22 protein-coding genes are annotated in these 24,844 nt (G+C 36.1%); 6 read left to right on the top strand and 16 right to left on the bottom strand.

The genetic code is table 11. The annotated features are described in order from the left end of the window. Positions 1–40: 40 nt before the first annotated feature. The 3 genes from ACNQF6_RS09430 (at position 41) to ACNQF6_RS09420 (ending at position 3,246) form a co-directional block, all read left to right on the top strand. The gene (locus ACNQF6_RS09430; protein ID WP_417965301.1) at positions 41–1,522 is read left to right on the top strand and encodes an MFS transporter; all 1,482 of its coding nucleotides are present in this window, start codon (positions 41–43) and stop codon (positions 1,520–1,522) included. A 429-nt stretch (positions 1,523–1,951) separates the two neighbouring features. Then, on the top strand, positions 1,952–2,452 hold the full coding sequence (locus ACNQF6_RS09425; protein ID WP_417965299.1) for a DUF6978 family protein: 501 nt from the start codon (positions 1,952–1,954) through the stop codon (positions 2,450–2,452). Continuing rightward, positions 2,449–3,246: a DUF1829 domain-containing protein gene (locus ACNQF6_RS09420; protein WP_417965297.1), complete on the top strand. Its 798-nt coding sequence runs from the start codon at positions 2,449–2,451 to the stop codon at positions 3,244–3,246. Before ACNQF6_RS09425 ends, ACNQF6_RS09420 begins: the two co-directional genes overlap by 4 nt. Positions 3,247–3,336: 90 nt before the next feature. Here ACNQF6_RS09420 and ACNQF6_RS09415 read toward each other — a convergent pair whose 3' ends face one another. From ACNQF6_RS09415 to ACNQF6_RS09395, 5 genes are all read right to left on the bottom strand, one after another. Further along, the gene (locus ACNQF6_RS09415; RefSeq protein WP_099713645.1) at positions 3,337–4,143 is read right to left on the bottom strand and encodes an ABC transporter ATP-binding protein; all 807 of its coding nucleotides are present in this window, start codon (positions 4,141–4,143) and stop codon (positions 3,337–3,339) included. Between the two features lie 227 nt (positions 4,144–4,370). Beyond that, on the bottom strand, positions 4,371–5,258 hold the full coding sequence (ntrB, locus tag ACNQF6_RS09410; RefSeq protein WP_417965294.1) for a nitrate ABC transporter permease: 888 nt from the start codon (positions 5,256–5,258) through the stop codon (positions 4,371–4,373). Between the two features lie 28 nt (positions 5,259–5,286). After that, positions 5,287–6,513: a CmpA/NrtA family ABC transporter substrate-binding protein gene (locus tag ACNQF6_RS09405; RefSeq protein WP_417965292.1), complete on the bottom strand. Its 1,227-nt coding sequence runs from the start codon at positions 6,511–6,513 to the stop codon at positions 5,287–5,289. Positions 6,514–6,539: 26 nt separating this feature from the next. Continuing rightward, positions 6,540–7,991: an alginate export family protein gene (locus ACNQF6_RS09400; RefSeq protein WP_417965290.1), complete on the bottom strand. Its 1,452-nt coding sequence runs from the start codon at positions 7,989–7,991 to the stop codon at positions 6,540–6,542. A 306-nt stretch (positions 7,992–8,297) separates the two neighbouring features. Then, positions 8,298–9,002: a Crp/Fnr family transcriptional regulator gene (locus ACNQF6_RS09395; protein ID WP_099713648.1), complete on the bottom strand. Its 705-nt coding sequence runs from the start codon at positions 9,000–9,002 to the stop codon at positions 8,298–8,300. A gap of 179 nt (positions 9,003–9,181) precedes the next feature. Here ACNQF6_RS09395 and ACNQF6_RS09390 point away from each other — a divergent pair, with 179 nt between their 5' ends. The 3 genes from ACNQF6_RS09390 (at position 9,182) to ACNQF6_RS09380 (ending at position 14,790) form a co-directional block, all read left to right on the top strand. Beyond that, positions 9,182–12,694, top strand: a complete 3,513-nt coding sequence (locus tag ACNQF6_RS09390; RefSeq protein WP_417965288.1) for a molybdopterin-dependent oxidoreductase — start codon at positions 9,182–9,184, stop codon at positions 12,692–12,694. A 76-nt stretch (positions 12,695–12,770) separates the two neighbouring features. Continuing rightward, complete coding sequence (locus ACNQF6_RS09385; protein WP_417965286.1) at positions 12,771–14,210, top strand: rubredoxin; 1,440 nt, start codon at positions 12,771–12,773, stop codon at positions 14,208–14,210. 31 nt (positions 14,211–14,241) lie between these two features. Beyond that, positions 14,242–14,790 (top strand): acyl-CoA thioesterase, encoded by a 549-nt coding sequence (locus tag ACNQF6_RS09380; protein ID WP_282717377.1) that lies wholly within the window; start codon positions 14,242–14,244, stop codon positions 14,788–14,790. Between the two features lie 118 nt (positions 14,791–14,908). Here the strand turns inward: ACNQF6_RS09380 and ACNQF6_RS09375 are convergent, their stop codons facing one another. The 11 genes from ACNQF6_RS09375 to ACNQF6_RS09325 form a co-directional block, all read right to left on the bottom strand. Further along, complete coding sequence (locus ACNQF6_RS09375) at positions 14,909–16,219, bottom strand: M28 family metallopeptidase (protein WP_417965283.1); 1,311 nt, start codon at positions 16,217–16,219, stop codon at positions 14,909–14,911. Between the two features lie 366 nt (positions 16,220–16,585). Beyond that, positions 16,586–17,134, bottom strand: a complete 549-nt coding sequence (locus tag ACNQF6_RS09370; protein ID WP_417965281.1) for an REP-associated tyrosine transposase — start codon at positions 17,132–17,134, stop codon at positions 16,586–16,588. Between the two features lie 698 nt (positions 17,135–17,832). Further along, on the bottom strand, positions 17,833–18,129 hold the full coding sequence (locus tag ACNQF6_RS09365; RefSeq protein ID WP_282728257.1) for a DUF3861 domain-containing protein: 297 nt from the start codon (positions 18,127–18,129) through the stop codon (positions 17,833–17,835). A gap of 173 nt (positions 18,130–18,302) precedes the next feature. After that, a complete protein-coding gene (locus tag ACNQF6_RS09360) occupies positions 18,303–18,812 on the bottom strand; it encodes a transposase (protein ID WP_417965496.1) in 510 nt (169 codons plus the stop codon). A 619-nt stretch (positions 18,813–19,431) separates the two neighbouring features. Next, complete coding sequence (gene moaA / locus ACNQF6_RS09355) at positions 19,432–20,439, bottom strand: GTP 3',8-cyclase MoaA (RefSeq protein WP_417965279.1); 1,008 nt, start codon at positions 20,437–20,439, stop codon at positions 19,432–19,434. Next, a complete protein-coding gene (gene moaCB, locus ACNQF6_RS09350) occupies positions 20,426–21,340 on the bottom strand; it encodes a bifunctional molybdenum cofactor biosynthesis protein MoaC/MoaB (protein WP_417965277.1) in 915 nt (304 codons plus the stop codon). The genes moaA and moaCB overlap by 14 nt, the downstream gene beginning before the upstream one ends. 151 nt (positions 21,341–21,491) lie before the next feature. Next, complete coding sequence (locus ACNQF6_RS09345; protein ID WP_417965275.1) at positions 21,492–21,929, bottom strand: molybdenum cofactor biosynthesis protein MoaE; 438 nt, start codon at positions 21,927–21,929, stop codon at positions 21,492–21,494. A 186-nt stretch (positions 21,930–22,115) separates the two neighbouring features. After that, positions 22,116–23,195 carry a molybdopterin-synthase adenylyltransferase MoeB gene (gene moeB / locus ACNQF6_RS09340; RefSeq protein ID WP_417965273.1) on the bottom strand — a complete coding sequence of 360 codons (1,080 nt, stop codon included), beginning with the start codon at positions 23,193–23,195 and terminating at the stop codon, positions 22,116–22,118. A 34-nt stretch (positions 23,196–23,229) separates the two neighbouring features. Then, positions 23,230–23,466, bottom strand: a complete 237-nt coding sequence (locus ACNQF6_RS09335) for a MoaD/ThiS family protein (protein ID WP_417965271.1) — start codon at positions 23,464–23,466, stop codon at positions 23,230–23,232. Then, the gene (gene cobA, locus ACNQF6_RS09330; RefSeq protein WP_417965269.1) at positions 23,463–24,260 is read right to left on the bottom strand and encodes a uroporphyrinogen-III C-methyltransferase; all 798 of its coding nucleotides are present in this window, start codon (positions 24,258–24,260) and stop codon (positions 23,463–23,465) included. Before cobA ends, ACNQF6_RS09335 begins: the two co-directional genes overlap by 4 nt. A 1-nt stretch (position 24,261) precedes the next feature. Beyond that, positions 24,262–24,828: a molybdenum cofactor guanylyltransferase gene (locus ACNQF6_RS09325; protein WP_417965267.1), complete on the bottom strand. Its 567-nt coding sequence runs from the start codon at positions 24,826–24,828 to the stop codon at positions 24,262–24,264. Positions 24,829–24,844 lie beyond the last annotated feature (16 nt).

Raw genomic sequence — 24,844 nt, 5'->3', positions numbered from 1 at the left:
TTAAGTAATAGTACTTATATTTGTAAAAAATATAGGTACGATGAAAACTTCAAACTCTTTATCCCAATCGCATAAAATTTTATTTTTAAACACACTTGCATTCACGATATGTTTTGCTTGCTGGACTTTAAATGGTGTTTTGGTCACTTTCTTGGTAGACAACGGTATCTTCAAATGGAGCGTTGTGCAAGTGGGATGGCTTCTGGGAATTCCGATTCTTACGGGTTCCATTATGCGATTACCAATTGGAATTTTGACTGATAAATTTGGCGGAAAATACGTTTTCTCCATACTACTCCTTCTCTGCTCTATTCCCTTATTTCTACTGCCATTAGCGGATAGTTTTTTTATGTTTGCCCTTTTAAGCTTTTTATTTGGTATGGTAGGAACAAGCTTTGCCGTTGGTATTGGCTATACTTCTATTTGGTATCCAAAAGAATGGCAAGGTAGAGCATTGGGGATTTTCGGAATGGGAAATGCCGGAGCTGCTATTACCACATTCATTGCCCCCTCTTTATTGAATCATTTCTCAATTGATGATCCGCAAAACGGTTGGAAATTATTACCTGTTATATATGGTTTTGCTTTAGTCGTTATTGGGGTATTTTTCTTGATTTTTGCCAAAAACAAAAAGATAGAAAACCACACCAAAACCGTTTCACAAATGCTGTATTCCTTAAAAAGCGCACGCGTTTGGCGATTTGGAGCCTATTACTTTTTGGTTTTTGGGTGTTTCGTTGCTTATTCCCAATGGTTGTTGCCTAATTTCATGAATGTATACCAAACGAGTCTTGTGATGGGTGGATTGTTCGCCACCATGTTCAGCTTACCGTCTGGGGTGATTCGCGCTTTTGGAGGCTATTTATCAGATAAATTTGGTGCTCGAAAAGTGATGTATTGGGTATTGGGTTCTTCTGTAATCCTAAGCGCGTTGTTGATGATTCCAAAAATGGATATTACCACAACGGGACCTGGAGTTTTGGCCACCAAAAAAGGAACAATCACAATGATTTCTGATTCGAAGGTGAAAATTGGCGATACTGACTTTGCCATTGCTCAAAAGACAATACAACCGCAGCAAAGTTCTATTTTTCCGGTTCGAACATCGTGGCAACAAGTTGTTGTGAGTCAGAATCAAGATGTCAAGAAAAAGGAATTGATTGCTAAAGGAATTACCCAAATTCGTTTTGATGCCAATATGTGGGTTTACTTAGTTTTGGTGATTCTGATTGGTATTTCCTGGGGAATTGGGAAAGCTGCCGTTTACAAACACATTCCAGAATATTTCCCGACAGAAGTTGGCGTTGTAGGTGGAATGGTAGGAATGATTGGTGGATTAGGCGGTTTCTTTGGACCAATTATCTTCAGCTATTTATTGACAGCCACCGGCATTTGGTCCAGCTCTTGGATATTCATCTTGCTTTTTTCAGCCATTTGTTTGATTTGGATGCACTATACCGTAACGAAAATCATGAACGAAAAACAACCTACGCTATCCCGAGAAATGGAACGTAAAAAATAAAAATATACTTTTTTGAATGGGTTATTTGGGTTAAAGAAATTGTTATTCATACACAAAAACCGCCTTTAAAAAAGTTTCCTAAACTTTCGATTCCTCTAGAAAGTTTTTACTTCATACACAGATATAAGACTAATTTTCCTATTACGGTTTTATATCTTGTGTAGAAGCTAAAAAAAGTATTCAACCGCAGATTCACAGATTTTATGTTTGTGATTTGCAGTTTTTGTTTTAAGAACCATAATAATGATTAAGGTTATATTAGTTATTCTAAAGTATTTTTTTTTTAATTTAAAGTAATTAAAAAATTTATAAAATATCAAATACTAATGATTTATAATACATTACATATGGAACCCATTAAAAAATAAAATAAAGGTTTTAATTTTATATCTATAAAAAATTTGTTTATTTGTAGTAAAAATCTACAAAATGTTTTCAAATGAATTAGCAGATAAATTAATAAAACTTCCAAAAACTATTATTGGAGGAGGCGTAACTAATATAAATTTATCCGAAGAGAAAAGCCGTTTTAAATTAATAAATTCTGAAGAACCAGAATATGAATTTTTATTTGAAATCACTTCAAATCGAAAAATAACATTTAAAATAACATTTCATAATCAAGAAAACAATACTAAAGAAGGACTAATTAGAATAGATTTTAAAGGTGGGCACAAGAATCCAGAAAGTTTAAACGAATTTGTTCCAGATTTCGTAAAACCCTACTTAGGGCATTTTTTTCAAAACGAATCACACGTACATATTTATGTTGAAGGATTTAAAGACCTTGCTTGGGCTGTTCCTTTAACAGCTTATAATTTTCCAATACTAGATATAAATAATATGGAAGATTTTGGTAATGCATTAAACGCATTTGCTAAAGAAATTAATATCGTATCTTCGTTAAATATTCAAACTGCAATATTATGATTTGGGCGAATGAATTAATAAACGAATATTACGTTTGGTTAAAAAATAAAACTGTAATTATTCCAGATATTTCAACAGAATGGGTCGCTATACAAACACCTTTTATTGGTTTGTATAACGATGTGATAGAAATATATGCTCAAAAAAAAGGAGATACAATTGTACTTTCTGACAATGGAGAAACTTTAAATAATCTAGAATTAGTTGGAGCTTCAATAAGTAGAACTGGTGAAAGAAGAAATATTGCGGAAAGAATTTTACTGAACTACGGAATACAATTATCTGGAAAAGAATTACTTACCACAACCAATGAATTAAGCTTTCCCCAGAAAAAACATAATTTTCTTTCTGCCATTATGGAATTAAATGATTTATATGATTTATATATTTTATCTAAATCAACTATTTCTTCAATATTTAAAGAAGATGTAAGAATTTATCTTGATGAGAAAGACATTATTTACACACCAGACTTTATATCTAAAGGATCAACTGGATTAGAATTTATGTTTGACTTTCAAATAGCTGGCAAAAAAAATGAAATTGTTTTAAAATCTTTTAATACAATAAATAAACAATCCTTAACAAGTTTTTTATTTAGTTGGGATGACATAAAACCTATTAGAGAGAAAATCAGCAAGAAAAATGTAACAGCTATAGCTTTTTTAAACGATTCTGAAAAACCCATAAAAAATGATATTATAAATGCTTTTAAATCAAAAAATGCAGACTACATTCTTTGGAGTGAAAGGAATAATGATGAAAATATTGAAAAATTAAAACCTGCTGCATAAATTCTCTTTTTTTACTTTGTAATAAATAACAAAAATCCCCACAACGTTTTAACATTACAGGGATTTTTCACTCAAAAAAATTAAATAAAACTAACTTTTATACACCATTCCCATATCTTCGATGGAGAATTTATCGGTTAAGAGGTGTAATAATTTATCTCTTAGTTCAATATACTCGGGCATTTTTACGATTTCGATTTTGTTTCTGGGTCTTGGCAAATGGACTTCTACAATTTCCCTGATAGTTGAAGCCGGACCGTTATTCAGCACTACAATTCGATCCGATAAAAACAAGGCTTCTTCGATATCGTGCGTAATCATTACGATGGTTTTTTCACGGTTGTTTAAATTCCATAATTTCAACACTTCCAGTTGCATCGAACCTTTGGTTAAGGCATCTAAAGCACCAAAAGGCTCATCCAACAATAATACGCCCGGATTAATGGCAAAAGCTCTGGCAATGGCAACTCTTTGTTTCATTCCGCCCGATAATTGTCCCGGTAACTTATCTTTATGTTCGTATAAATTGACCATTTTTAGGTTTTTTTCTACGATTTCCAGTTTCTCTTTTTTGGAGCAATCCATAACTGAATCTACGGCTTGAAAAATGTTTTGTTCAACAGTCATCCAAGGTAAAAGCGAATAATTTTGAAAAACGATTCCGCGATCCGGTCCCGGTCCTTTTATTTTTTTATTGTCTAATGCTACTGTTCCTCCTGTTGGCGTAAGCATTCCTCCTATCGCATTCATAATGGTTGATTTTCCACAACCGGAATGTCCAATGATGGAGATGATTTCCCCTTTTTTGATGGACAGATTGATATCTCTTACGGCAATATATTTTCCTTTTGGCGTTGGAAACGAAATTTCCAAATCTTTGATTTCTAAATAACTCATGATTTCTTTATTTAATGATTTAAAGATTGGCTCTAAAAATCGATGTTATTTTATAGTAAATTCTTTATGTATCGGGTTTGCGTGAGTGATGGCAGTGGAGCTCTTTTTTGAGCCGATTTTTTTCGGCTTAAAAAAAGCGGGAACGTACAGCACGACCCAAAGTTGCGAGGCGACAGACGAAGCAATCTGAAGGGGCACGCCCAAAAGAAGAACTTCCTGATTTTAAACTACGCTTTGTAAGCTACTTTATTTTCGATAAAAGTGAAGATTCTGTCAAAAAGCAATCCTACAATCCCGATGATAATAATGGCCGAAATTACTTTTTCGAGGCTTAGCGCATTCCAGCTGTCCCATACAAAAAACCCGATTCCTGCGCCACCAGACAACATTTCGCCCGCTACAATTACCAACCAAGCGACGCTAATACTCAATCGCAATCCGGTAATGATGTGTGGTAAACTGTATGGAATTAAGATTTTGGTAAGGTATCTCATCTTGGAAAAACCAAAAGCTTTTGCCACATTTTTATGATCTTGCGGAATCGACGCCACTCCAAAAGAAGTGTTTATCAGCGTGGACCATAATGAGGTGATGAATACGATAAATATGGTTGCCATTCCGGTATCTTTGAAAACGACCAAGCCAATTGGGAACCAAGCCAGCGGCGAAACTGGCTTGAGCAATTGAACGATTGGATAAAAAATTTGTTTGCAAATGGTGCTTGCTCCCATTAAAATCCCGATTGGGATTGCGATTAAAGAACCTAACAAAAACCCGGAAAGTACCGTTTTGATAGAGCTGAATAATTGCAATCCAATTCCTTTGTCATTTGGCCCGTAATCATAAAACGGATCGCTAAACATTTCTTTTAAAACGGTCAAAGTAGCCACTGGTCCCGGAAGTGCATCTTGTGTAAAATAACTCAATAGGCTCCAAAAACCTCCAAAAATCACCAAACCAATTCCGGCAAAAAAGCCTGATTTTGATTTTTCAAGTAGTGTATTTACGGCTAATTTGAGTTTATAATTTTCTGCTGCGACACTTTTTTTGCTTTCTGTCGCTACATTGATGGCTGAATCTAATGCATCAATAGTTAGTGTGTTTTTATCAGACATGGTTCTAAAATTTAGTTTAATAATTCATTTATCTTTTTACAACTTTCAAATAAGCCGCAGGATTTGCAGGATCAAAAACGGTTTTATCCATTGTAAGTGCAAACGGTTTCATATCGTCATTTGGCACTTTAATTTTCATGCTTGCCGCTACTTCTTTATACAAATCATCCAAAATCAATTTATCTGCAATGGCAGCATAATTTGGTGCTTCTTTCAAATATCCGAATCTAACAAACTGTGCCATTGCCCATATTGCGTGTGATTTACGGGGGAAGTTTACCATTCCGCCTTTGTGAAATAACATATAATCTTTGGCATACACTTGTGTTCCTTGGTTGCAACCCAAATCATAATTTCCCATCAATCTGTTTTCGATTACATCTGCTGGAGCGTTCACATATGGCGCTCTACCGATAATCGCCGCTGCTTTTTTACGATTTACAGGATTGTCTAACCAAATGCAGGCTTCCATAATGGCTTTCATTACTTTCACTAAATCGGCTTTGCGTTTGGCACTGAAATCCTTGTTTACCACCAAAGCTTTTTCTGGGTGATCTTTCCAAATATCCTGAGAAGCCACTTGTGTAAATCCAATTCCTTGTTTTACCGCAACGCCACCCCAAGGTTCACCTACACAAAATCCATCCATATTACCCACTTTCATGTTGGCAACCATTTGAGGTGGTGGAATTGTAATGATTTTTACTGCTTTTTGATTCAAACCAGCAATTGACATCCAGTTGCGCAACCATAAATCGTGTGTTCCTCCTGGAAATGTCATTGCAAAAGTCACTTCTTTTTCGGCTTTTAATTTGGCTGCAATAACAGGAGTCACTTTATTCATTTGCTTGAATCCCACTTTTCCACAAAAATCTTTTGAAAGCGTAATCGCTTGTCCGTTTACATTCAACATCATTGCAATTTTCATTTCGGAACCTGCTTTTCCACCCACTCCGGTGTATACTGAAAAGGGCATGGAATACAAACAATGTGCTCCGTCTAATTCTCCTGTTAAGATTTTGTCACGAACATTCGCCCAAGACGATTCTTTGGTTACCACAACCTCAACACCGTATTTCTTGAACAAACCCAATTCCTTTGCCATAACAATTGGCGAGCAATCCGTAAGTGGAATAAATCCTAATCGCACCGGGTCTTTTTGGGCGGTTATTGTTGTAAAAGCGGAGCTGAATACTAAAACCATTAATAGTATGGTTTGTAAAGTCCTTCTTATTTGTTGATTTGATTTTTTCATTTTAAAAAGATTTAAAAGTTATTTTTTTATTTTTTAGCTAAAAAATTAGGTTTAACATTGACCATCACATACGCAAATTGCGGACTTAAATCTGGTGTTGTAACATTTTTAACTGCTGCCGAAGCCATAGAGTTAGTCGCTTTCATGATAGAATAACCCGCTTCAATGTTGATCATTTTGGTTAAATTATACTTCACTAACAAGTCCACTTCGGTTCCTAAATAAGAACTTAATTCTCCTCCGGTTCCTTTAGATAATTTATCCGCAGCTTGAAAACCATGAACATCTAAAAAGAGACTCAAATTGTATTTCACATTGTATTTCACTTTAAAGAAATAGTTTAGCAATCCTTGTTTTCCAAAGCCATTCGCCGCATAGAAATAATCCATGCTTCCCCAGAATTTATGTGGTGTTCCGTAAAGCGGATCAAAACGATTATTATCTGATGTTGCCGTTACTGTTTTTGTACCGTCATCACCCGATAAATAATCGATTCCGGGACCTACAAATAATTTTCTTCCTACTTGTAAAGTTGAAGTAATCGAAGCCAGATTAGCGCTTATCGAGCGACCGTCTTTATCCTTTCCGCCTTGATGGTAGAGACTTCCCGTAAGATTCAGTTTTCTGGTAATGGCGAAATTAAAATAAAATCCGGTTGTATTGCGGCTCCAAACTCCTTCTCCATATACTTTGGTCGTTACCGCCGGAGTTCCTGAAGTTACATTGGTGTATTTATTGAAATCATCTTTAAAAAACAGAAAAGACACGTCTCCAAAGAAGAATTTTCGACCTAAATACGCATACTGAAAGGATTTATACATCGTTCCAATTCCGTTTGTACCGGCACCATAAGCAGGATTTGTCCCGTTATAAATAGTGCTTGTGTTTAGTTCTTTGTTTTGGTTAAAAGCAGCTCCTACATCAGCAATCCACCCTTTATTTGCAAACTTAAAAACAACCGCATCGTGTCTTCTTCCTTGTTGCAACCAGTCTAAACCGCCCAATACTTTTTGGTCATCATACGAGATTTCCTGGCGTCCAAACTTAACAGATAGATTTTGGATTTTACTAATCGTATCATTCAACATAATCTCTCCCCAAGCTTCATGCAATAAAATTCCGTTATTCGCTTCAGTAGTTGTTCTGTTTATCGTTGAAGCATCTTGACCCCAAACGCGTACGTCTTGCAAAGCCATAAATACTTTAAAACGATATCCAGTATAACCTATATTTAATCGCGCTCTTTGTGAAGTAAACAAACCTGCTTTATCATCTTCTTTCTGTAACGTTCCTTGTCCTGCTCTAAGTTCTGTTCTTTCTCTTACTTGTCCTGTTGCTGTTAATTGCGCTTTAGTTTCGTTATAACTTAAAAATGTTAAAGCAATGCCTAAGAAAATAGATTTCGAAAGAGTTCTACTTGACATTTTTTCTTTGCTTAATCCTTGAATACGTAATGATGTGGTTTTAATCTTTTGCATAATCATCTGTTTTAATTAGTATGAAGCAAATTTACATAAGTATAAATACTTACGTATAATGTAAAAAACAGCTGTGAATAGCTTTTTAATACCAGAAAAAAAGTAGTTATGTCAGTTTAATTTCTGCCTTTTAGCAGTAAATAGCAGCAAACCCAGCAATCGCTTGAGGTGAGCTGAATTGAATACGTAGAAAAGGAAGTGGAAACTTCTGGGATTTTCTGGAAAGCCGTTTTGATAATTGACTTTTAAAGACTTTCGATGTCAATTAAATGGAAAATGGTAGTGGATCTAATCTGAAATTGAGTACTAAAGGTATTTGTGTTCTTTTATTTCAGATTTTAATTTGTCGGTGTTGACCAATCCTATTTTCTTACCGATGGTTGTAATAAGGACTTCTTTCTTTAAACTTGAAATCACTCTAATTACTTGCTCATCAGTAGTTCCTGCAAAATCGGCAATTTCTTTTCTGGATAAATCCAAATCAATAACTCCGTTCAGCTGACCGAATTTTTTATGAATATACAATAAGGTATCAATGACTCTTTCCCTTACGTTCATTTGGGCAATTTTTCGAATGTTATTCTCGCTTTTATTCAATTCTTCTGCGTAAAATAACATTAAATCAAAGGTGAATTCGGGAACATTATGAAGTATTTCCAGCATGTCTTCATTACTGAAATTACACAACATCGTATCTTCTAAAGCGTACGCACCAATGTGGTAGCGCTTGCTCGTACCGAAGCCTCTAAAACCAACTGTATCGCCATCTTTGGTCAAGCGCACAATTTGCTCTCTGCCGTGAATGCCTGTTTTTACAGTCTTTACTTTTCCTTTGTAAATAAAATACAAGCCTTGGATTGGCGCCCCTTCAATTATAAATTGTTGCGATTTTTTACAAGTGAAACTTCGATTTTTATCAATGTACTTTTTCATTTGTTCTAAATGAAGGTGCTTTTTTATAAAACAATTTTCATTTACGCAACTGGTACAAGTGGCTAATTCTTCTTTCATACGTAGCTAAAATTTAAAAATTGTTTACAAAATGATGGGATGCATTCATTTATTTTAATCAAAAATATAAAATAATATTCGTTTAATACGTATTAATACGTAAAAATACTTATTTTTACATTTCAATATCTAGTTAGCGCTCAAATACAGGCTTTCATTATTAATAAAGAAATTCGATAATGCAAAATTCAGAAATCAAAACTACGTGTTCCTATTGTGGAGTAGGATGCGGAATTATAGTAACCAATGATTCTAAAAATGGAGTAACGGTAACTGGCGACAAAAACCATCCTGTGAATAAAGGAATGTTATGTTCCAAAGGGATGAACCTGCATTATGTAGTCAATGATACTTCTGACCGAATCCTATATCCGGAAATGCGATGGAGTAAATCACATCCTATGGAACGTGTGAGCTGGGATACTGCTTTGGATCGTGCTGCGGCAGTTTTTACCTCCATCATAAAAAAACACGGTCCAGACAGCGTAGGATTTTACATTTCCGGACAATGCCTTACCGAAGAATATTATTTAGTAAACAAACTGGTAAAAGGATTTCTGAAAACCAATAATATCGATACCAACTCTCGCTTGTGCATGAGTTCAGCGGTGGTGGGTTACAAAAAAACATTTGGCGAAGATGCGGTTCCCATCGCTTACGACGATATTGAACTCGCCGATACCTTTTTGATAACTGGTGCCAATCCGGCTTGGTGTCATCCAATTCTTTTTAGACGTATCGAACAACACAAAGAAAAGAATCCAAAAATAAAAATCATTGTAGTTGACCCCCGAAAAACAGATTCGGCCTTAAACGCCGACTTGCATTTACAAATCATTCCGGGGACTGATATTATTTTATACCATGCTTTGGCCAAAAGGCTAATCGAAAAAGGATATGCCGACACTGATTTCATCAAAAACCATACTGAAAATTTCAAATTATATAAAGATCTGGTACTTGCCAGCTCGCTAGAGAAAGCATCAAAACTTTGCGGAATACCTGTAAACGATATCAAACTAGCCGCTGATATCATTGGCAAAGCCAAAGGATTTCTTTCGCTTTGGGCTATGGGACTCAACCAAAGTGCTATTGGCGTAGACAAAAACACCGCTTTACTCAACCTTTCTTTACTCACCGGACAAGTAGGAAAACCGGGCTCTGGTCCTTTTTCATTGACGGGTCAACCCAATGCTATGGGCGGTCGAGAAGTGGGCGGAATGGCAAATTTACTCGCAGTTCATAAAGAATTGAACAATCCTATTCACCGAAAAGAAGTTGCAGATTTTTGGGGAGTGGAAGACATCTCCGAAAAACCGGGATTAACGGCAACAGAAATGTTTGACGCCTTAGAATCTGGAAAAATGAAGGCGATTTGGGTTATTTGCACCAATCCGTTAGTGAGTTTACCCGATTCCAGAAGAGTGGAAAAAGCATTGGCTAATGCCAAATTTGTCGTAGTTCAAGACATTTCTCATAATGCTGATACGTCAAAATTTGCCGATTTATTATTACCTGCAGCTGGTTGGTTAGAAAAAGAAGGTGCGATGACAAATTCGGAAAGACGAATTTCCTATTTACCAAAAGGCATCAATGCTCCGGGAGAAGCACTTCCCGATGTGGAAATCCTGACTCGCTTTGCTAAAAAAATGAATTTTAGCGGGTTTAATTTTAACACTACCGAAGACATTTATAAGGAATATTGCCTGATGACAAAAAACACCAGCATTGACATTTCCTTTTTAAATTACAATCGATTAAAAAACGAAGGTACTTTTCAATGGCCGGTTCCAGATTATGGACATCCCGGAACGCCTCGTTTATTTACGGATAAAAAATTCTATACACCTTCGCAAAAAGCGATTTTTAATCTGCCGACAGCGATTGAAAACACCTCGGAACAACCCAGTAATCAATTTCCGTTTATTTTAACAACGGGACGCATTCGAGACCAATGGCATACGATGACCAAAACAGGAAAAGTATCCCGATTGATGACGCATATCCCAAGTCCGATGCTGGAAATAAATCCTATTGACGCCTACAAAGCAGCCATAAAAAGCGGCGATATTGTAGTGGTAACAAGCAAAAATGGAACAGTTCGGGTAAAAGCAAAAGTATCTGATTCTATTAGGGAAGGCGTACTTTTCTTGCCGATGCACTGGGGAAAACAACTGGAAAATGATTTGAACAGAACCAACAATTTGACCAACACCGTTGTAGATCCAATCTCAAAAGAACCCGATTTTAAGTTTACCACCGTTGCCGTTGCCAAATACGTGAAACCCTTTGAGAAAATCGCAGTCGTTGGCGCTGGAGCAGCCGCTTTCCGATTCATTCAGAACTATAGAGAAATCAATACTTCGGATGAAATTATTGTGTTTTCGAATGAAGAGAATCCTTTTTACAACCGCGTTTTATTACCGGAATATGTAACGGCGGAACTTTCGTGGGAGCAGCTTTTGAAAATCAAAGACGAAGCCTTGAGCAAGCTCAACATCACGATGAAATCAAATGTTTCAATTGATACCATCAAGGCTAAAGAAAATACAATTCTAGATAGTGACGGCATCGTTCATACTTTTGACTCCTTAATATTGGCAACTGGAAGCCGACCTTTTATTCCTGAAAATGCGCAATTGCATTTGCCGGGACGCTTTACCATAAGAAAAAAAGAAGATGCGGACCGATTGAAAAACTATCTGGATGACACTAATTTGCCTCCCGAAGAGCAACATGTTGTTATTGTAGGCGGTGGATTATTAGGATTGGAATTGGCTGCAGCCTTGAAACACAAAAAAGTAAAAATTACGATAATTCAAAGGGCTTCCCGATTAATGGAACGTCAATTAGACCGAATCTCTAGTAAATTACTGGCCGAAGAAGTACAGCTTCGAGACATTCAAATTTATTTTGATAATGAAGTCAGTACGGTATTCGAAACAGAAAATTCGAACGAAATTGAAATTGCCCTGAAAAGTGGTCGAATTATTACTGCCAATGCTATCGTATACACCATTGGAACCATCCCAAATATAGAATTAGCCAAAGAATCTGGTATTTCCTGCGGACGTGGCGTAAAAGTAAACCAGTATTTACAATCCTCGAATCCAAATATTTTTGCCATTGGCGAAATCGCCGAATTCAACAATCAGTTATTCGGAATCACCTCAGCGGCTGAAGAACAAGCAGATGTTTTGGCAAATTTTATGGCCGGCGACATCAGCAGTTTCTATAAAGGTTCCGTTTTAATGAACATCCTGAAACTCGAAGATATCAACCTATGCAGCATTGGAGAAATTGAAATTCCGGAGAATGATGATTCCTACGAAGAAATTGTGTTTTCAGATTTGGGAAAAAGATACTATAAGAAATGTATCGTCAAAAACGATTTGTTAGTAGGCGCCATTTTGATGGGCGATAAAAATGAGTTTGCCGAATTCAAAACTATGATTGAAAGCAAAATCGAACTATCGGACAAGAGAAATACATTGCTGAGAGGAAGTTCCAATGCTAAACCCGTTTTAGGAAAACTCGTTTGCTCTTGCAGCCAAGTGGGAAGCGGCAATATTGAAGAAGCCATAAAAAGCGGCGTGACTAATTTTACCGAATTATGCAAAACCACCGGTGCCGGACTGGGTTGTGGAAGTTGTAAAACCGAAGTAAAAGAAATTTTAGCAAAAAATAAATAATAGTGGTCAGTGATCTGTGGTCAGTTTACAGTCAGTAACTGAACACTAATTACTGAATACTGAACACTAAATAAACATGGAATTGACAAGACTAATAGTAAAAGGAGGCGTGATTTCACCAGGTGAATTGCGAGAAATTGTAAATATGGGTTTAGAACAAGGACTGGATTCCATCTCCTTTGGTTCTCGGCAAGACATTATATTTCCAAAAGATTTTACGGCGGTAGATAAGGAAAAAGTAGGCAAAAATCTTTTTGTTCATCCCAATGAAAAAAGCGGAAATAACATTGTTTCGTCCTATGTTTCCACCGATATTTTTAGAAACACACCTTGGCTTACGGGAAATAAATTTTTATATATTTTAGAACAATTCAAGGAACATCCCAAGCTAAAAGTTAATATCACCGACCCAAAACAACAGTTGGTTCCTTTGTTTACAGGACACATCAACTTCATTGCTTCGGATCACGAGGACTACTGGTTTCTATACATTCGTTTGCCAAAATGGGACAAAATGGAAATGTATCCCGTACTGATTTACAGCTGGAATATTGCTGAAATATATTATGAAATAGAAAAGAAACTTATTGAAGAACCGGATTCTGTAGAGATGATTTTTCAATTGGTCAGCGATGCTTTGGACACCAATAATAGAACTATAGACAAGCCCTTAAACATTCCTTTTTACCCATTTCCGTATTACGAAGGCATGAATCGTTTGGGAATTGATCAATATTGGCTGGGTTTGTATTGGAGAAATAACCTTTATGATTTAGACTTTCTGAAAGAAATGTGCGATTTGTGTTTTGATTGTAAAATCGGAAAAATATGCATCACGCCTTGGAAATCTTTTATCATAAAAGGGATTCCAAAAGACCGAAAATTAGACTGGGAAAAATTCCTGGGCAAAAAAGGAATTAACGTGCGTCACTCCTTATTGGAACTCAACTGGCACTTACCCGTTGCAATGGAATGGGCATTGAATCTCAAAACTTTTCTGGTTCGAACGCTGGATCAATTTGACATCAGTACGTACGGACTTACTTTTGGAATATCAGAATACAACCGAGACGGGCATTATTTCACTTCGATTGTAGTAGAAAAAAATGAGTTACCAAAAGACTTGGAATCCATCAAAATTAGAGACACGTATAATGTTTTGTATGCTAAAAATTTTGACCACAATACCAAAGAATACATTGTTCATGCTCAAGATGTTGACAAACTGGAATTGCCAACCATTTTGATTGAATTGAGCAGGAAATATTTTGATGAATTAGGAAATCAAATTGCCGAAGTACCTACAAAAGCAGCCAAAAAAGAGACCACAACACAAGATATTCATCAATGTCCAGAGTGCTTGACTTTATACAATTCTGAATACGGCGATGTTATTCAAGGCATTGAAAAAGGAGTTTTATTCAAAGATTTACCCGAGGATTACTGCTGTTCTTTATGTGAATCTCCAAAAATAAACTTTGTCGTATTAGCCGGAGAAAAACTAGGCGCTTTATAAAAAGTCATCTGTAAAATAAATAACACATCAAATGAACACTACTTTCAAAACGGTAGCTTCCTCCCATATTACCATTTCCGAATTAATGCTGCCTTCGCACACTAATTTTAGTGGTAAAATTCACGGAGGTTACATTTTATCCTTACTCGATCAAATTGCTTTTGCCTGTGCTTCCAGATTTTCAGGGAATTATTGCGTAACGGCTTCTGTAGATACCGTGAATTTCTTAAAACCTATTGAAGTCGGCGAATTGGTAACCATGAAAGCCAGCGTAAATTATGTAGGAACGAGTTCTATGATTATTGGAATTCGAGTAGAAGCCGAAAACATTCAAACCGGAGTCGTAAAACATTGCAATTCGTCTTATTTCACTATGGTTTCCAAAGACAAAGAAGGAAAAAATGCGCCTGTTCCCGGATTAATTTTAACCAATCTAAAAGAAGTGAGCCGGTTTCAAAACTGCGTGAAACAAATCGCTTTAAAAAAAGAAAGAGAATACCAAAGAAGCATTGCCACTTTTGGATCTATTGAAACTATTTTGAGTTTAAATCAGTATAATGTTAAGGTGGAATTGCAGTAAATTCCACAAATTATAAAAATACAAAAATGGGTAATTATTCTACAATCTGATTGTAAAATAATTACCCATTATTACTATATAGACTTTACTTATCAAGAAAGAAAGCCGAAGAACTAGGCTACTTTCTACTCAAAGCACTGCTATCCACTCTTGATGGCGTATCTTTTCCGTTTACGATAGTAGCAGAACTGATGGCAATGGCCTTAATGATTTGTGTCATATTCACCATATCAAGAGTTTCTATTTCATCACTTACTTTGTGATAATTAGGTTCGCTGTCCATTTTAGACGTCGAAATCGTATGTGCAGGAACACCTAGTTTTGCCAGAGTCGCATTATCGGAACGATAGAATAATTGTTGTTCCGGATAAGGATCCGGATAAAATTTAAACGCTGATCCTTGTAAGTTTTTCTGAAGTATTTCTCCCATACTAGATTTTTCAAAACCAGTAATGTAAGCCGAATTCTTACCCCATTTCGATTCCGTTCCTATCATTTCCAAGTTAAACATAGCCATAACTTGATCCGGGTTTAATTGTTTCGAAAAATATTGCGCGCCGTAACCGCCTATTTCTTCTGCTACAAATGTGGTAAACAATATCGTACGCTCATTATTGTTTAGTTTCTTGAAATACTTGGCGAGCATGATTACGGCTGTAGTTCCGGCGGCATCATCATTGGCACCATTATAAATAGAATCGGTAGCATCGTGCTCCACTCCTTCTGCAGGGGAACCAACACCCAGATGGTCATAATGTCCTGAAAACACAACATATTCATTGGGTTTGCTTTTGCCTTTCAACATGCCTACTACGTTATTTAATACTTTTTTGGTGATTGTATTGGTGCCTTCTATTGAAAATTGCGTTGCTTCAGTTGGACCAAAAACAAACACCACCGAATTTCCTGCAGGACTAGCAGTCATTTGTGGAATGTGTCTCATATTTGCGATTCGGGGTTTAAAAGAAACATCCACAAGAACCAAAAGGTTTTTATCGCTTTGGTAATATTCGTAAAACTTTGGGCCAAATTTATCTCCGGCATTTATTTTTACCACCTGAACATCACTTTTTTCAGTCATTGCAAGTTGCGGTTGGTAGGAAAAAGAAACCACATCCGCTTTATCTATTGCTTTACCATCAATCAGCACATTTAAGGATTCATTTTTAGACTCCGTCATAAAAAATTCCTGCTTGAAATCTTTCGCTCCGTTAAATGTTTGCAGCCCTATTTTCTTAAATTCAGATTCAATATAAGAGGAAGCCTTATCGATACCCGGAGTAAACGCTCTTCGCCCTTGCATTTCATCCGCCGAAAGCACTTTCTCTATCTTGGTAACGTCTTTTGTATTGATAATTTTATTGATGTTCTGGGCCTGCAACATACATGCCGAACAAAGTACAACGGCACTTAAAACAATTTTTTTCATAAAGTATAGCTTTTAATAACAATAAATTCTACAGTAAGAGTGTAGTATTGAAATTGTGTTACAGTAAAACTACTAAAAAGATTTTAGAACCGTTTTTATAATTTGGAGCAGAATGATTGCCTTTTCAAGAACGAAACCTCCTGCTGTCCGCTGTATCTCGTAGTCCCGATGCTTCGGGACTACGAGGATGCCGCTACCATCAGGGCTAGGAATAATGAACTATTTTCATAATACCGTTTCCACAATCTGTTCATTGCGAGGAACGAAGCAATCACAGTACATTATTTCCTCAAAAAAATTAATTCAGTTTGACTAGAAAAATACCAGAAGCTAGCGCGAGCGTCCCGCTCGTGCCCACAATCAATATCAGTTCCTGTCTATTTCCAAAACCGTTTGATCGTCACAACCATAATTTCTGGCACTGCTATATTTCCAATCTACAGCATCAGTTACAAATCCAGTTTCAACAGGGTTATTGTGAATGTAGTCTAGTTTTTGCTCAAATACGTTCAACGACCAAATCTCGATAGGATTATTATGTTGTTGCCAAAATTGTCTATTCGCGACATTACTATTCTTTTTCCCTGCTCTTTCAAACATCCATAGCATCCATTCTTTTCTGCTTTCTTGTGGATTCTCCTCAATTGTTTTTACTATTTTCTTTGAAGTATATCCCTTAAAATCTCTTATCAAACCGGAAGGATCATTTGATGAAGAACGGAATATAAGATGAATATGGCTTGGCATAATACAATATCCATAAATTTCCATCCCTTTATTTTTTCTGCAAAAATCTAACGATTCTATAATGCACCAGAAATAATTGTCTCTAGTAAATACATCAATCCAATTGACAACAGCGAAACTTATAAAATATGCTCCGGATTTTTCAGCAAATTTGTATTTTCTACTCATTGGTTTTTAAAGTAAAATTGACTTAGGTTTGTGGGCACGAGCGGGACGCTCGCGCTAGCTGGGACAACAGCGAAACTTATAAAACATGCTCCGGATTTTTCAGCAAATTTATATTTTCTACTCATTGGTTTTAAATTAAAAACTGACTTAGGTTTGAGGGCACGAGTGTATCCCACTAATTTAAAAAACATATTTATGGACTTCGTTTTTCAAAGGCTAGCGCGAGCGTGCCGCTCGTGCCAACAATCAAATTTCTATATCTCTGTTTTTCTGCAAAAACCTAACGATTCTATAATATTTTGTACTTATCATCTATTGCATTCACTTTGCGGGCACGAGCGGGACGCTCGCGCTAGCCGGGGGACTCAGTAACTTAGCTTTTCAAAGGCTAGCGCGAGCGTCCCGCTCGTGACCACAATCAAATTTCTCTTCTCTTTATTTTTTCAATAATTTAATGATTCAATTATGTTTCCAAAATATAAATCCGTAATCAATACTGCTATCCACTGGATAGTTGATAAACTTATAGAATAAGCTTCCGTTTTTCTAAAAATTTATATTTTGTACTCAATTATCTATTGTTTTTACTTTGCGGGCACGAGCGGGACGCTCGCGCTAGCTGGGAGGCCACACGAAAGGATTCGTGCGGTAGTGGTGCTAGATCACGGATTCCTGCTGACCTTTAAAAATTTACTTTATTAATTTGAACTTTTCAATTTTTTCATAAAATCTCCAAAAGCAGGATAAAATTCTTTGAAGAGCGGGAGGTTTTTATTTTTTAGCATTACTTCCCCAAACATTTTAAGCCCTATAGCAAATTCTGTAGAATGATTTTTTTCTTCAAATAGATTTTTTTCACGCATAACCTCAATAATTTTAAAAATTTCGTCATGGTTCTCAAATTCTACAATTAAAGGTTCTGATGATGTAGCATCTTCATTCATTAAAGAAACTTGTTCTAAAGTTATTTTGTATTTATTTGATCGTTTTGCCATTTTTATAAGATTTATGCTGGTTTACTTCACTGTATAATTATCTGTTTTTATGTATAACATTACCTTACTACAAGTGGTTTGAGGCTAAATTAAGCCTTATTTTCGGGTTTGCAAAACATCCCAGATACAAAACCTGCGCTACCGCACGAATCCTTTCGTGTGGTTCGTTATAATTAAATAGTAAACATTCTAAAAACAACTACATCGTCAATTAATCCTTTTTGACCTGAATAATCAATGGCACTACTGTATACGTAATCTTCTGCTTCATAAACTAAGCCTCCTTCTAGAGGATTATTGTGTATATAGTCTATCTTTTGTTTAATAACGGCATTGCTCCACAATTCTATAGGTTGATTATCATGACGCCAAAATTGATAGTGTTTTACATTTGAACTTTTCTCAGCTTCTTTTTTAAAAAAATCCAACAAGAATTCTTTTCTGCTTTCCCTTGGATTTTCTTGTATACTTTTTACAATTGATTGACTGGTAAACCGTTTTAAATCACCAATCAATAATTCGGGCTTCTGATCCTTTACACTCCTAAAAACTAAATGAACATGATTACTCATAATGCACCAAGCATGAATTTCTAATCCTTTATTTTTTTGACAAAATGCTACACTTTCAAGAAATAAATCCTTGTACTCATTACGAGTAAATACATCTAACCAACCTACCACTGCACTTGAGCGCAGCGGATGCACGAATACCTATAAAAAACAATAAAAACAAATGAGTAAAACTTATAAAGTACAAACCCTCTGGATTATGACCCAAGACGATAGTCGAACGGACGAAGTAAATTTATAATTTCTGCTCATAGTTACTGTTTTTAAGATTAAGTTTAGTTTTAATTTACACGAACCACACAAAAGGATTCGTGCGGGAGCGGGGAGATTGAGGACTCAGTAACTTAGCTTTTCAAAGGCTAGCGCGAGCGTCCCGCTCGTGACCACAATCAAATTTCTCTTCTCTTTATTTTTTCAATAATTTAATGATTCAATTATGTTTCCAAAATATAAATCCGTAATCAATACTGCTATCCACTGGATAGTTGATAAACTTATAGAATAAGCTTCCATTTTTCTAAAAATTTATATTTTGTACTCAATTATCTATTGTTTTTACTTTGCGGGCACGAGCGGGACGCTCGCGCTAGCTGGGGATAAACTTATAGAATAAGCTTCCATTTTTCTAAAAATTTATATTTTGTACTCAATTATCTATTGTTTTTACTTTGCGGGCACGAGCGGGACGCTCGCGCTAGCTGGGATTAACTCCTAAAAAATTTGTAGAAAATTAACCGCCAATAGCAATCATACTACGATTGTCTTGATTTAAAGCAGGATTATTTACATCCTCGATTGTAGTCATTCCTGCGCGTACTTTCTTTTTGTTTTTAATGGCAAAAGCAATCAAGTCTTCTATCGCTTCGCCATTTCTGAAAGGCGTCACTAAATCTGTTTCGGAGTTGGAGAACAGACAGTTTTTAATTTTCCCGTTGGCTGTAAGGCGAATTCTGTTGCAACCGTCACAAAAGGGATTGGTTATCGAACTGATAATCCCAAAACTTCCCAAGTAGTTTTTTATTCTGAATTCTCTGGCAGTGAAATTTTTTTCATCTTCTAATTTCTCTACATCCGATTCTGGGAAATGACGTTGCACCTGATCAAGAATTTCCTTTTGAGAAACCATTTTGCTCTTGTCCCACTCATTTCCTGCAAAAGGCATGAATTCTATAAACCGAATCGAAATGGGTAAAAATTGGGTGAGCTTAATAAAATCAATGATTTCATCGTCATTGAATCCTTTTATCAAAACCACATTTACCTTGATTTTGAAATCATTATTCAGCAATAAATGCAGATTATCAATTACACTCTGAAACTGGTTTCTAAGCGTAATCGAATGGAATTTTGAAGCCACCAAAGTATCTAAACTCAAGTTGATTTTATTGACGTTAAACTGCTTTAGAACGTCTATATGTTTGTCAATCAGAATTCCGTTTGTAGTGATGGAAATCTCGGCTTTGAGCGACCCCAGTTTGGCGATTATTTCAGGAAAATCTTTTCTTAATAGCGGTTCTCCGCCAGTCAATCTTATTTTGTCAACACCATTATTGACGAATGTTTGGGCGATGGCATGAATTTCGTCAGCCGTCATCAAGCTCGCTTTTGGACTTAATACAATTCCATCGGCAGGCATGCAATAGGTACAACGCAAATTGCATTTCTCAATTAGAGAAATACGCAAATAGTTGTGTTTACGTCCAAAATCATCCGTTAAAACAGCGTTATTTGGTGTCATGATTATTGCCTTTTAAAATATGAAAAACATGCAGCACATGAGGAAATATGGCGTCCATAGATTCCTTTGCGCCATTGGTTGAACCCGGTAAAGCCAGAACCAACGAATTGCCTAAAGTTCCCGCCACGGTTCTGGAAAGCATGGAATACGGCATGCGTTGTTGCCCGTAATTGCGTATGGCTTCCTCGATTCCCGGAATTCTGGTTTCTAATAACGGTTCCAATGCTTGCGGTGTAACATCTCTTGGCGAAAGCCCGGTTCCTCCTGTAAAAATGATCAATTGATTTTCTTTGGCGAAAGCTTTAGTGCGCTCTTGAATCACATCCATTTCATCAGGTATGATTTCGTAATGCGTAGTTTCGACTCCGCTAATTTCCAGTTTTTCGACAATTATTTTACCGGAACGATCTTGTTTATCTCCTGCAAAAATAGAATCGGAACAAACGAAAACTGCCGCTGTAATGGTGAATGGAAATCTATTTTTGAAAGACGATTTCCCGCCTTCTTTATTGATTAATTTTATCGTCGAAATCTCGATGTTTTTGTCAATAGGTTTCAGCATATCATACATCGTAAGCGCCACAATCGAAGCACCGTGCATCGCCTCGACCTCAACTCCGGTTTTATAAACCGTTTTGACATTGAAAATAATATCAATGCTCAATTCGTTGATTTCATATGCTACCGAAGTAAATTCAATAGGAATAGGATGACAATCCGGAATGGATAAATGCGTGTTTTTCACCGCAAATAACCCGGCAGTTTTTGCCATTTCCAGCACGTTCCCTTTTGGCACAAGATTATTCACAACGGCGTCAATAGTTTCTTGCTTGCTGACTATAACTGTTGCTTGAGCTGTTGCGGTGCGGAGCGTACTTATTTTATGTGTGATATCAACCATATTTATCTGTCTAAAGTTTTAAAGTCTAAAGTTGCAAAGTCAGCCTCTTGAAACAATAAAACCGTTATTTATAATTCGTTTGGATTATTCTATTTATAGAATTCAAAAAGACTTCAGCCTAATCCACTTTTAGACTTTATGACTTTTATTACTACAAACTATTTTTCTTCCAGGTAAAAGTACTATTCTCAAATATTTCTTTACCAAAAATAGGCACATCCGTTTTTATCCAATTCACAATCGTTTCCGTAGCTTCATACACTTGCTTTCTTCTCGTTGCCGAAACAAAGACAAACAAACAGATTTCGCCAGCTTTCACCGTACCCAAACTATGATAAATGTGCATGCAAATCAAATCGAATTGCGCGAAAGCTTTCTCTCTAATCACATTGAGTGCTTCGTCTGCCATTTCCTCGTAAGCAGTATAATCAATTGCAGTTACGGTTTGACTGTCAATAACATCGGCTCTGACTTGACCCAAAAAAATATTATGTGCGCCAATAGTGGTTTTCGACTGGTGTTTGGCAATCGACTGCCCTATAAATTCTGAAGAAATGGGTCCTTGAATGAAAACAGTTTTCTTACTCATGATCTTTATTTTTATGAATGTCCGCTTAGCGGACTATAGTTTTTTCTTTGGCCACGAATTACACAAATTCGACACGAATTTTTATATTGAAATAAAAAATAAAACACTAATTCGTGTCAAATTTGTGGAATTCGTGGCGAAATTTTTCTTTACTATTATTTACAGTTTGTCCTATTATTTTATATTTTAGGAAACAGAAACCGTTCCTTTATGCAGTATTACATCCAATGCTTTAGCGCCACCGGCAATACTTTTGGCATTCGCAAAATTATTATTTCTAAGGATTTCCACTGCCTTTTTACTTCTGATTCCGGATTGGCAAAAAACAAATATTTCCGCATTACGATCCAACTGATGCAAGGCAAATTCTAAACGGTCTAACGGAATTTGAAGCCCATTTTTAATTGTTATTTTTGGATACTCCTCTGAATTTCGAACATCAAGAAAAACAACTTCTGGATGATGCATTTGTTCCAAAGCAAGAACAGCACTAATTTCAAGATTTGCAGTTCCTACTGAACTATATTTGTTTTTGAAAGCTACTGTATCGATCGTATTTGTGTCTATTTTTGAAAACTCAAATTTCTGTTGTTCGTTATTCAACATATTGTACACCAATAATTTTCCAGACAACAAATCTCCTATTCCCAAAACCATTTTCAAAACTTCATTCGCCTGAAACATCCCGATAATTCCCACCGATATTCCCATGACACCTGCATCATTACAGTTCCTTACTTCACTATTCTGCTCTGGAAACAAACAGCGGTATGTAGGTCCGTTTTCATAATTAAAAACAGCAACCTGCCCTTCAAATTTATAAATAGAACCGTAAACAAAAGGCTTGTTAGTTACGCCACACGCATCATTAATCAAATATTTAGTAGTCAGATTATCCGTGGCGTCAACCATAATATCATAGTGTTCGAATAACGAAATTGCGTTTTTCGAGTCTAATTTCTCAGTGATTGCATTTATATTTATCGAAGGATTGAGTTCCAAAGCCATTGCTTTAGCTTCGGAAACTTTACTTTTTCCCACGGAACTGCTTTTGTAAATCACTTGACGTTGCAAATTAGTCACTTCGATTCGATCATCGTCAATAATCCCAATTTCCCCTATTCCGGCTGCAGCCAAATACGGTAAAACAGCCACACCCAATCCTCCGACACCAATGATTAAGACTTTGGCTTGCTGCAGTTTTTGTTGGCCATCAATGCCAACTTCTGGAAGTATGATTTGTCGGTTGTATCGTGTTGTGTCCATAAATTTAGTCTTTTATAATTCCACTTTAGTGGTTTTATCCTCCTGCAAATGGTGGCAATAAAGCTATAATATCATTACTTTTCAATACATAATTTGCTGTTTCCTGAACTATTTTTTGATTGATTGCAACACTAAAAGAAAGTTCACTCAATTGGTATTTCTTTTCTAATGCTAACAATAAATTATGTAAAGGCATATCTGAAAAAGAAAATTCTTCTTCTGAACTTTTAGTTTTTTCGGCTATAGCGCCAAAATATTTTACTGCAATCATATTGCTATATCTAAATTTTGAAAAATGAACTCATCTTCTGTAAATTCCTCTTGAAAATAAGTTGTTAATTTTGACGCATTTCGCACCACTTCACCAATGACGATAATTGCAGGCGAAGAAAGTTGGTGCTCTTGCACTAATTTTGCAATAGAACTGATGGTTCCCACCACTTTTTTCTCTGTGTCTTTTGTTCCGTTTTGAATGATTGCAACAGGCAAATCATCGGTTCTGTTGTTTTGATAAATCGAAATAATTTCGTCCAATTTATTCATTCCCATCAATATCACCACCGTTGCTGAAGATTGCGATGCCAAAGATACGTCTTTAGACAATTTATGATCCGAAGTAGTTCCGGTGATTACCCAAAAACTTTCGGCAATTTTTCGTTGTGTCAGACTGATTCCATTTGATGCAGGAACGCCTAAAGCCGATGAAATTCCGGGAACAATTGCGGTTTCTAAATCAAATTTTTCAGCATATTCAATCTCTTCGCTACCTCTTCCAAAAACAAATGGATCGCCGCCTTTCAATCGAACAACATGACCAAAACGTTTTGCCATCGACACAATCAATTCATTAATTTGATCCTGGCTGTAGGCGTGACACCCAAAACGTTTCCCCACAAAAATGATTTCAGCATTCGATGCATATTGCAATAATTCTTCATTTACAAGGGCGTCATACAAAACAACATCAGCACTTTCCAGCGCTTTGATGGCTTTTAAAGTAATCAACTCCACATCTCCGGGGCCCGCCCCAACTATTGTTAATTTTGGTATATTTGAATTTTTCATTTTAACTGGGATAAATTGGTTTCAATTCCTTCAACTCGTCAACGGAATTTATATTTTTAAACAAGTGTCTTTTGGCATCCGTAATCGGAATCAATTGATGTTTTACATTTGAAATGAAACGCATCATTTTCAAATCATTTACATCAATTGCCTTTTTTAAAATAGGTAGTATTCTTTTTGAATATATTCCTATCAAAGGATGAATCCGATTTATATCTTCAAAAACAGAAACATCAAAATTTGCACCATGCTTTTCAATCAATTCCAGTAGTATTTCACTAGAAATCAATGGAATGTCGCAGCTCAATATCAAATTCATTTCCATTTCTGAATGAACCAGCGCGGTATATATTCCGCCCAAAGGTCCTTTATCAACTACTATATCTTTTATTTTCTTGTATGCTAAATAATCATAATCGTTTGTATTCGTAATCAATTGAATGTTACTCGATATTGGCAAAACCGCTTCAATAATATGCTCGATAAAAGGTTTGTTTTGGTACAATACCAATCCTTTCTCCGACTGCATTCGGCTACTTTTCCCTCCACAAAGAATTGATACTTGCATAAAAAATAATTTAATG

Source organism: Flavobacterium pasteuri, from assembly GCF_048286615.1.
Lineage (GTDB): Bacteria > Bacteroidota > Bacteroidia > Flavobacteriales > Flavobacteriaceae > Flavobacterium.
This window is presented reverse-complemented; position numbering and strand designations above follow the sequence as displayed.

What these genes read in the sequence shown, in the direction of transcription:
- ACNQF6_RS09430 (WP_417965301.1), top strand. Translation starts at nt 41, where the DNA reads ATGAAAACTTCAAACTCTTTATCCCAATCGCATAAAATTTTATTTTTA.
- ACNQF6_RS09425 (WP_417965299.1), top strand. Translation starts at nt 1,952, where the DNA reads ATGTTTTCAAATGAATTAGCAGATAAATTAATAAAACTTCCAAAAACT.
- ACNQF6_RS09420 (WP_417965297.1), top strand. Translation starts at nt 2,449, where the DNA reads ATGATTTGGGCGAATGAATTAATAAACGAATATTACGTTTGGTTAAAA.
- ACNQF6_RS09415 (WP_099713645.1), bottom strand. Translation starts at nt 4,143, where the DNA reads ATGAGTTATTTAGAAATCAAAGATTTGGAAATTTCGTTTCCAACGCCA.
- ntrB (WP_417965294.1), bottom strand. Translation starts at nt 5,258, where the DNA reads ATGTCTGATAAAAACACACTAACTATTGATGCATTAGATTCAGCCATC.
- ACNQF6_RS09405 (WP_417965292.1), bottom strand. Translation starts at nt 6,513, where the DNA reads ATGAAAAAATCAAATCAACAAATAAGAAGGACTTTACAAACCATACTA.
- ACNQF6_RS09400 (WP_417965290.1), bottom strand. Translation starts at nt 7,991, where the DNA reads ATGCAAAAGATTAAAACCACATCATTACGTATTCAAGGATTAAGCAAA.
- ACNQF6_RS09395 (WP_099713648.1), bottom strand. Translation starts at nt 9,002, where the DNA reads ATGAAAGAAGAATTAGCCACTTGTACCAGTTGCGTAAATGAAAATTGT.
- ACNQF6_RS09390 (WP_417965288.1), top strand. Translation starts at nt 9,182, where the DNA reads ATGCAAAATTCAGAAATCAAAACTACGTGTTCCTATTGTGGAGTAGGA.
- ACNQF6_RS09385 (WP_417965286.1), top strand. Translation starts at nt 12,771, where the DNA reads ATGGAATTGACAAGACTAATAGTAAAAGGAGGCGTGATTTCACCAGGT.
- ACNQF6_RS09380 (WP_282717377.1), top strand. Translation starts at nt 14,242, where the DNA reads ATGAACACTACTTTCAAAACGGTAGCTTCCTCCCATATTACCATTTCC.
- ACNQF6_RS09375 (WP_417965283.1), bottom strand. Translation starts at nt 16,219, where the DNA reads ATGAAAAAAATTGTTTTAAGTGCCGTTGTACTTTGTTCGGCATGTATG.
- ACNQF6_RS09370 (WP_417965281.1), bottom strand. Translation starts at nt 17,134, where the DNA reads ATGAGTAGAAAATACAAATTTGCTGAAAAATCCGGAGCATATTTTATA.
- ACNQF6_RS09365 (WP_282728257.1), bottom strand. Translation starts at nt 18,129, where the DNA reads ATGGCAAAACGATCAAATAAATACAAAATAACTTTAGAACAAGTTTCT.
- moaA (WP_417965279.1), bottom strand. Translation starts at nt 20,439, where the DNA reads ATGACACCAAATAACGCTGTTTTAACGGATGATTTTGGACGTAAACAC.
- moaCB (WP_417965277.1), bottom strand. Translation starts at nt 21,340, where the DNA reads ATGGTTGATATCACACATAAAATAAGTACGCTCCGCACCGCAACAGCT.
- ACNQF6_RS09345 (WP_417965275.1), bottom strand. Translation starts at nt 21,929, where the DNA reads ATGAGTAAGAAAACTGTTTTCATTCAAGGACCCATTTCTTCAGAATTT.
- moeB (WP_417965273.1), bottom strand. Translation starts at nt 23,195, where the DNA reads ATGGACACAACACGATACAACCGACAAATCATACTTCCAGAAGTTGGC.
- ACNQF6_RS09335 (WP_417965271.1), bottom strand. Translation starts at nt 23,466, where the DNA reads ATGATTGCAGTAAAATATTTTGGCGCTATAGCCGAAAAAACTAAAAGT.
- cobA (WP_417965269.1), bottom strand. Translation starts at nt 24,260, where the DNA reads ATGAAAAATTCAAATATACCAAAATTAACAATAGTTGGGGCGGGCCCC.
- ACNQF6_RS09325 (WP_417965267.1), bottom strand. Translation starts at nt 24,828, where the DNA reads ATGCAAGTATCAATTCTTTGTGGAGGGAAAAGTAGCCGAATGCAGTCG.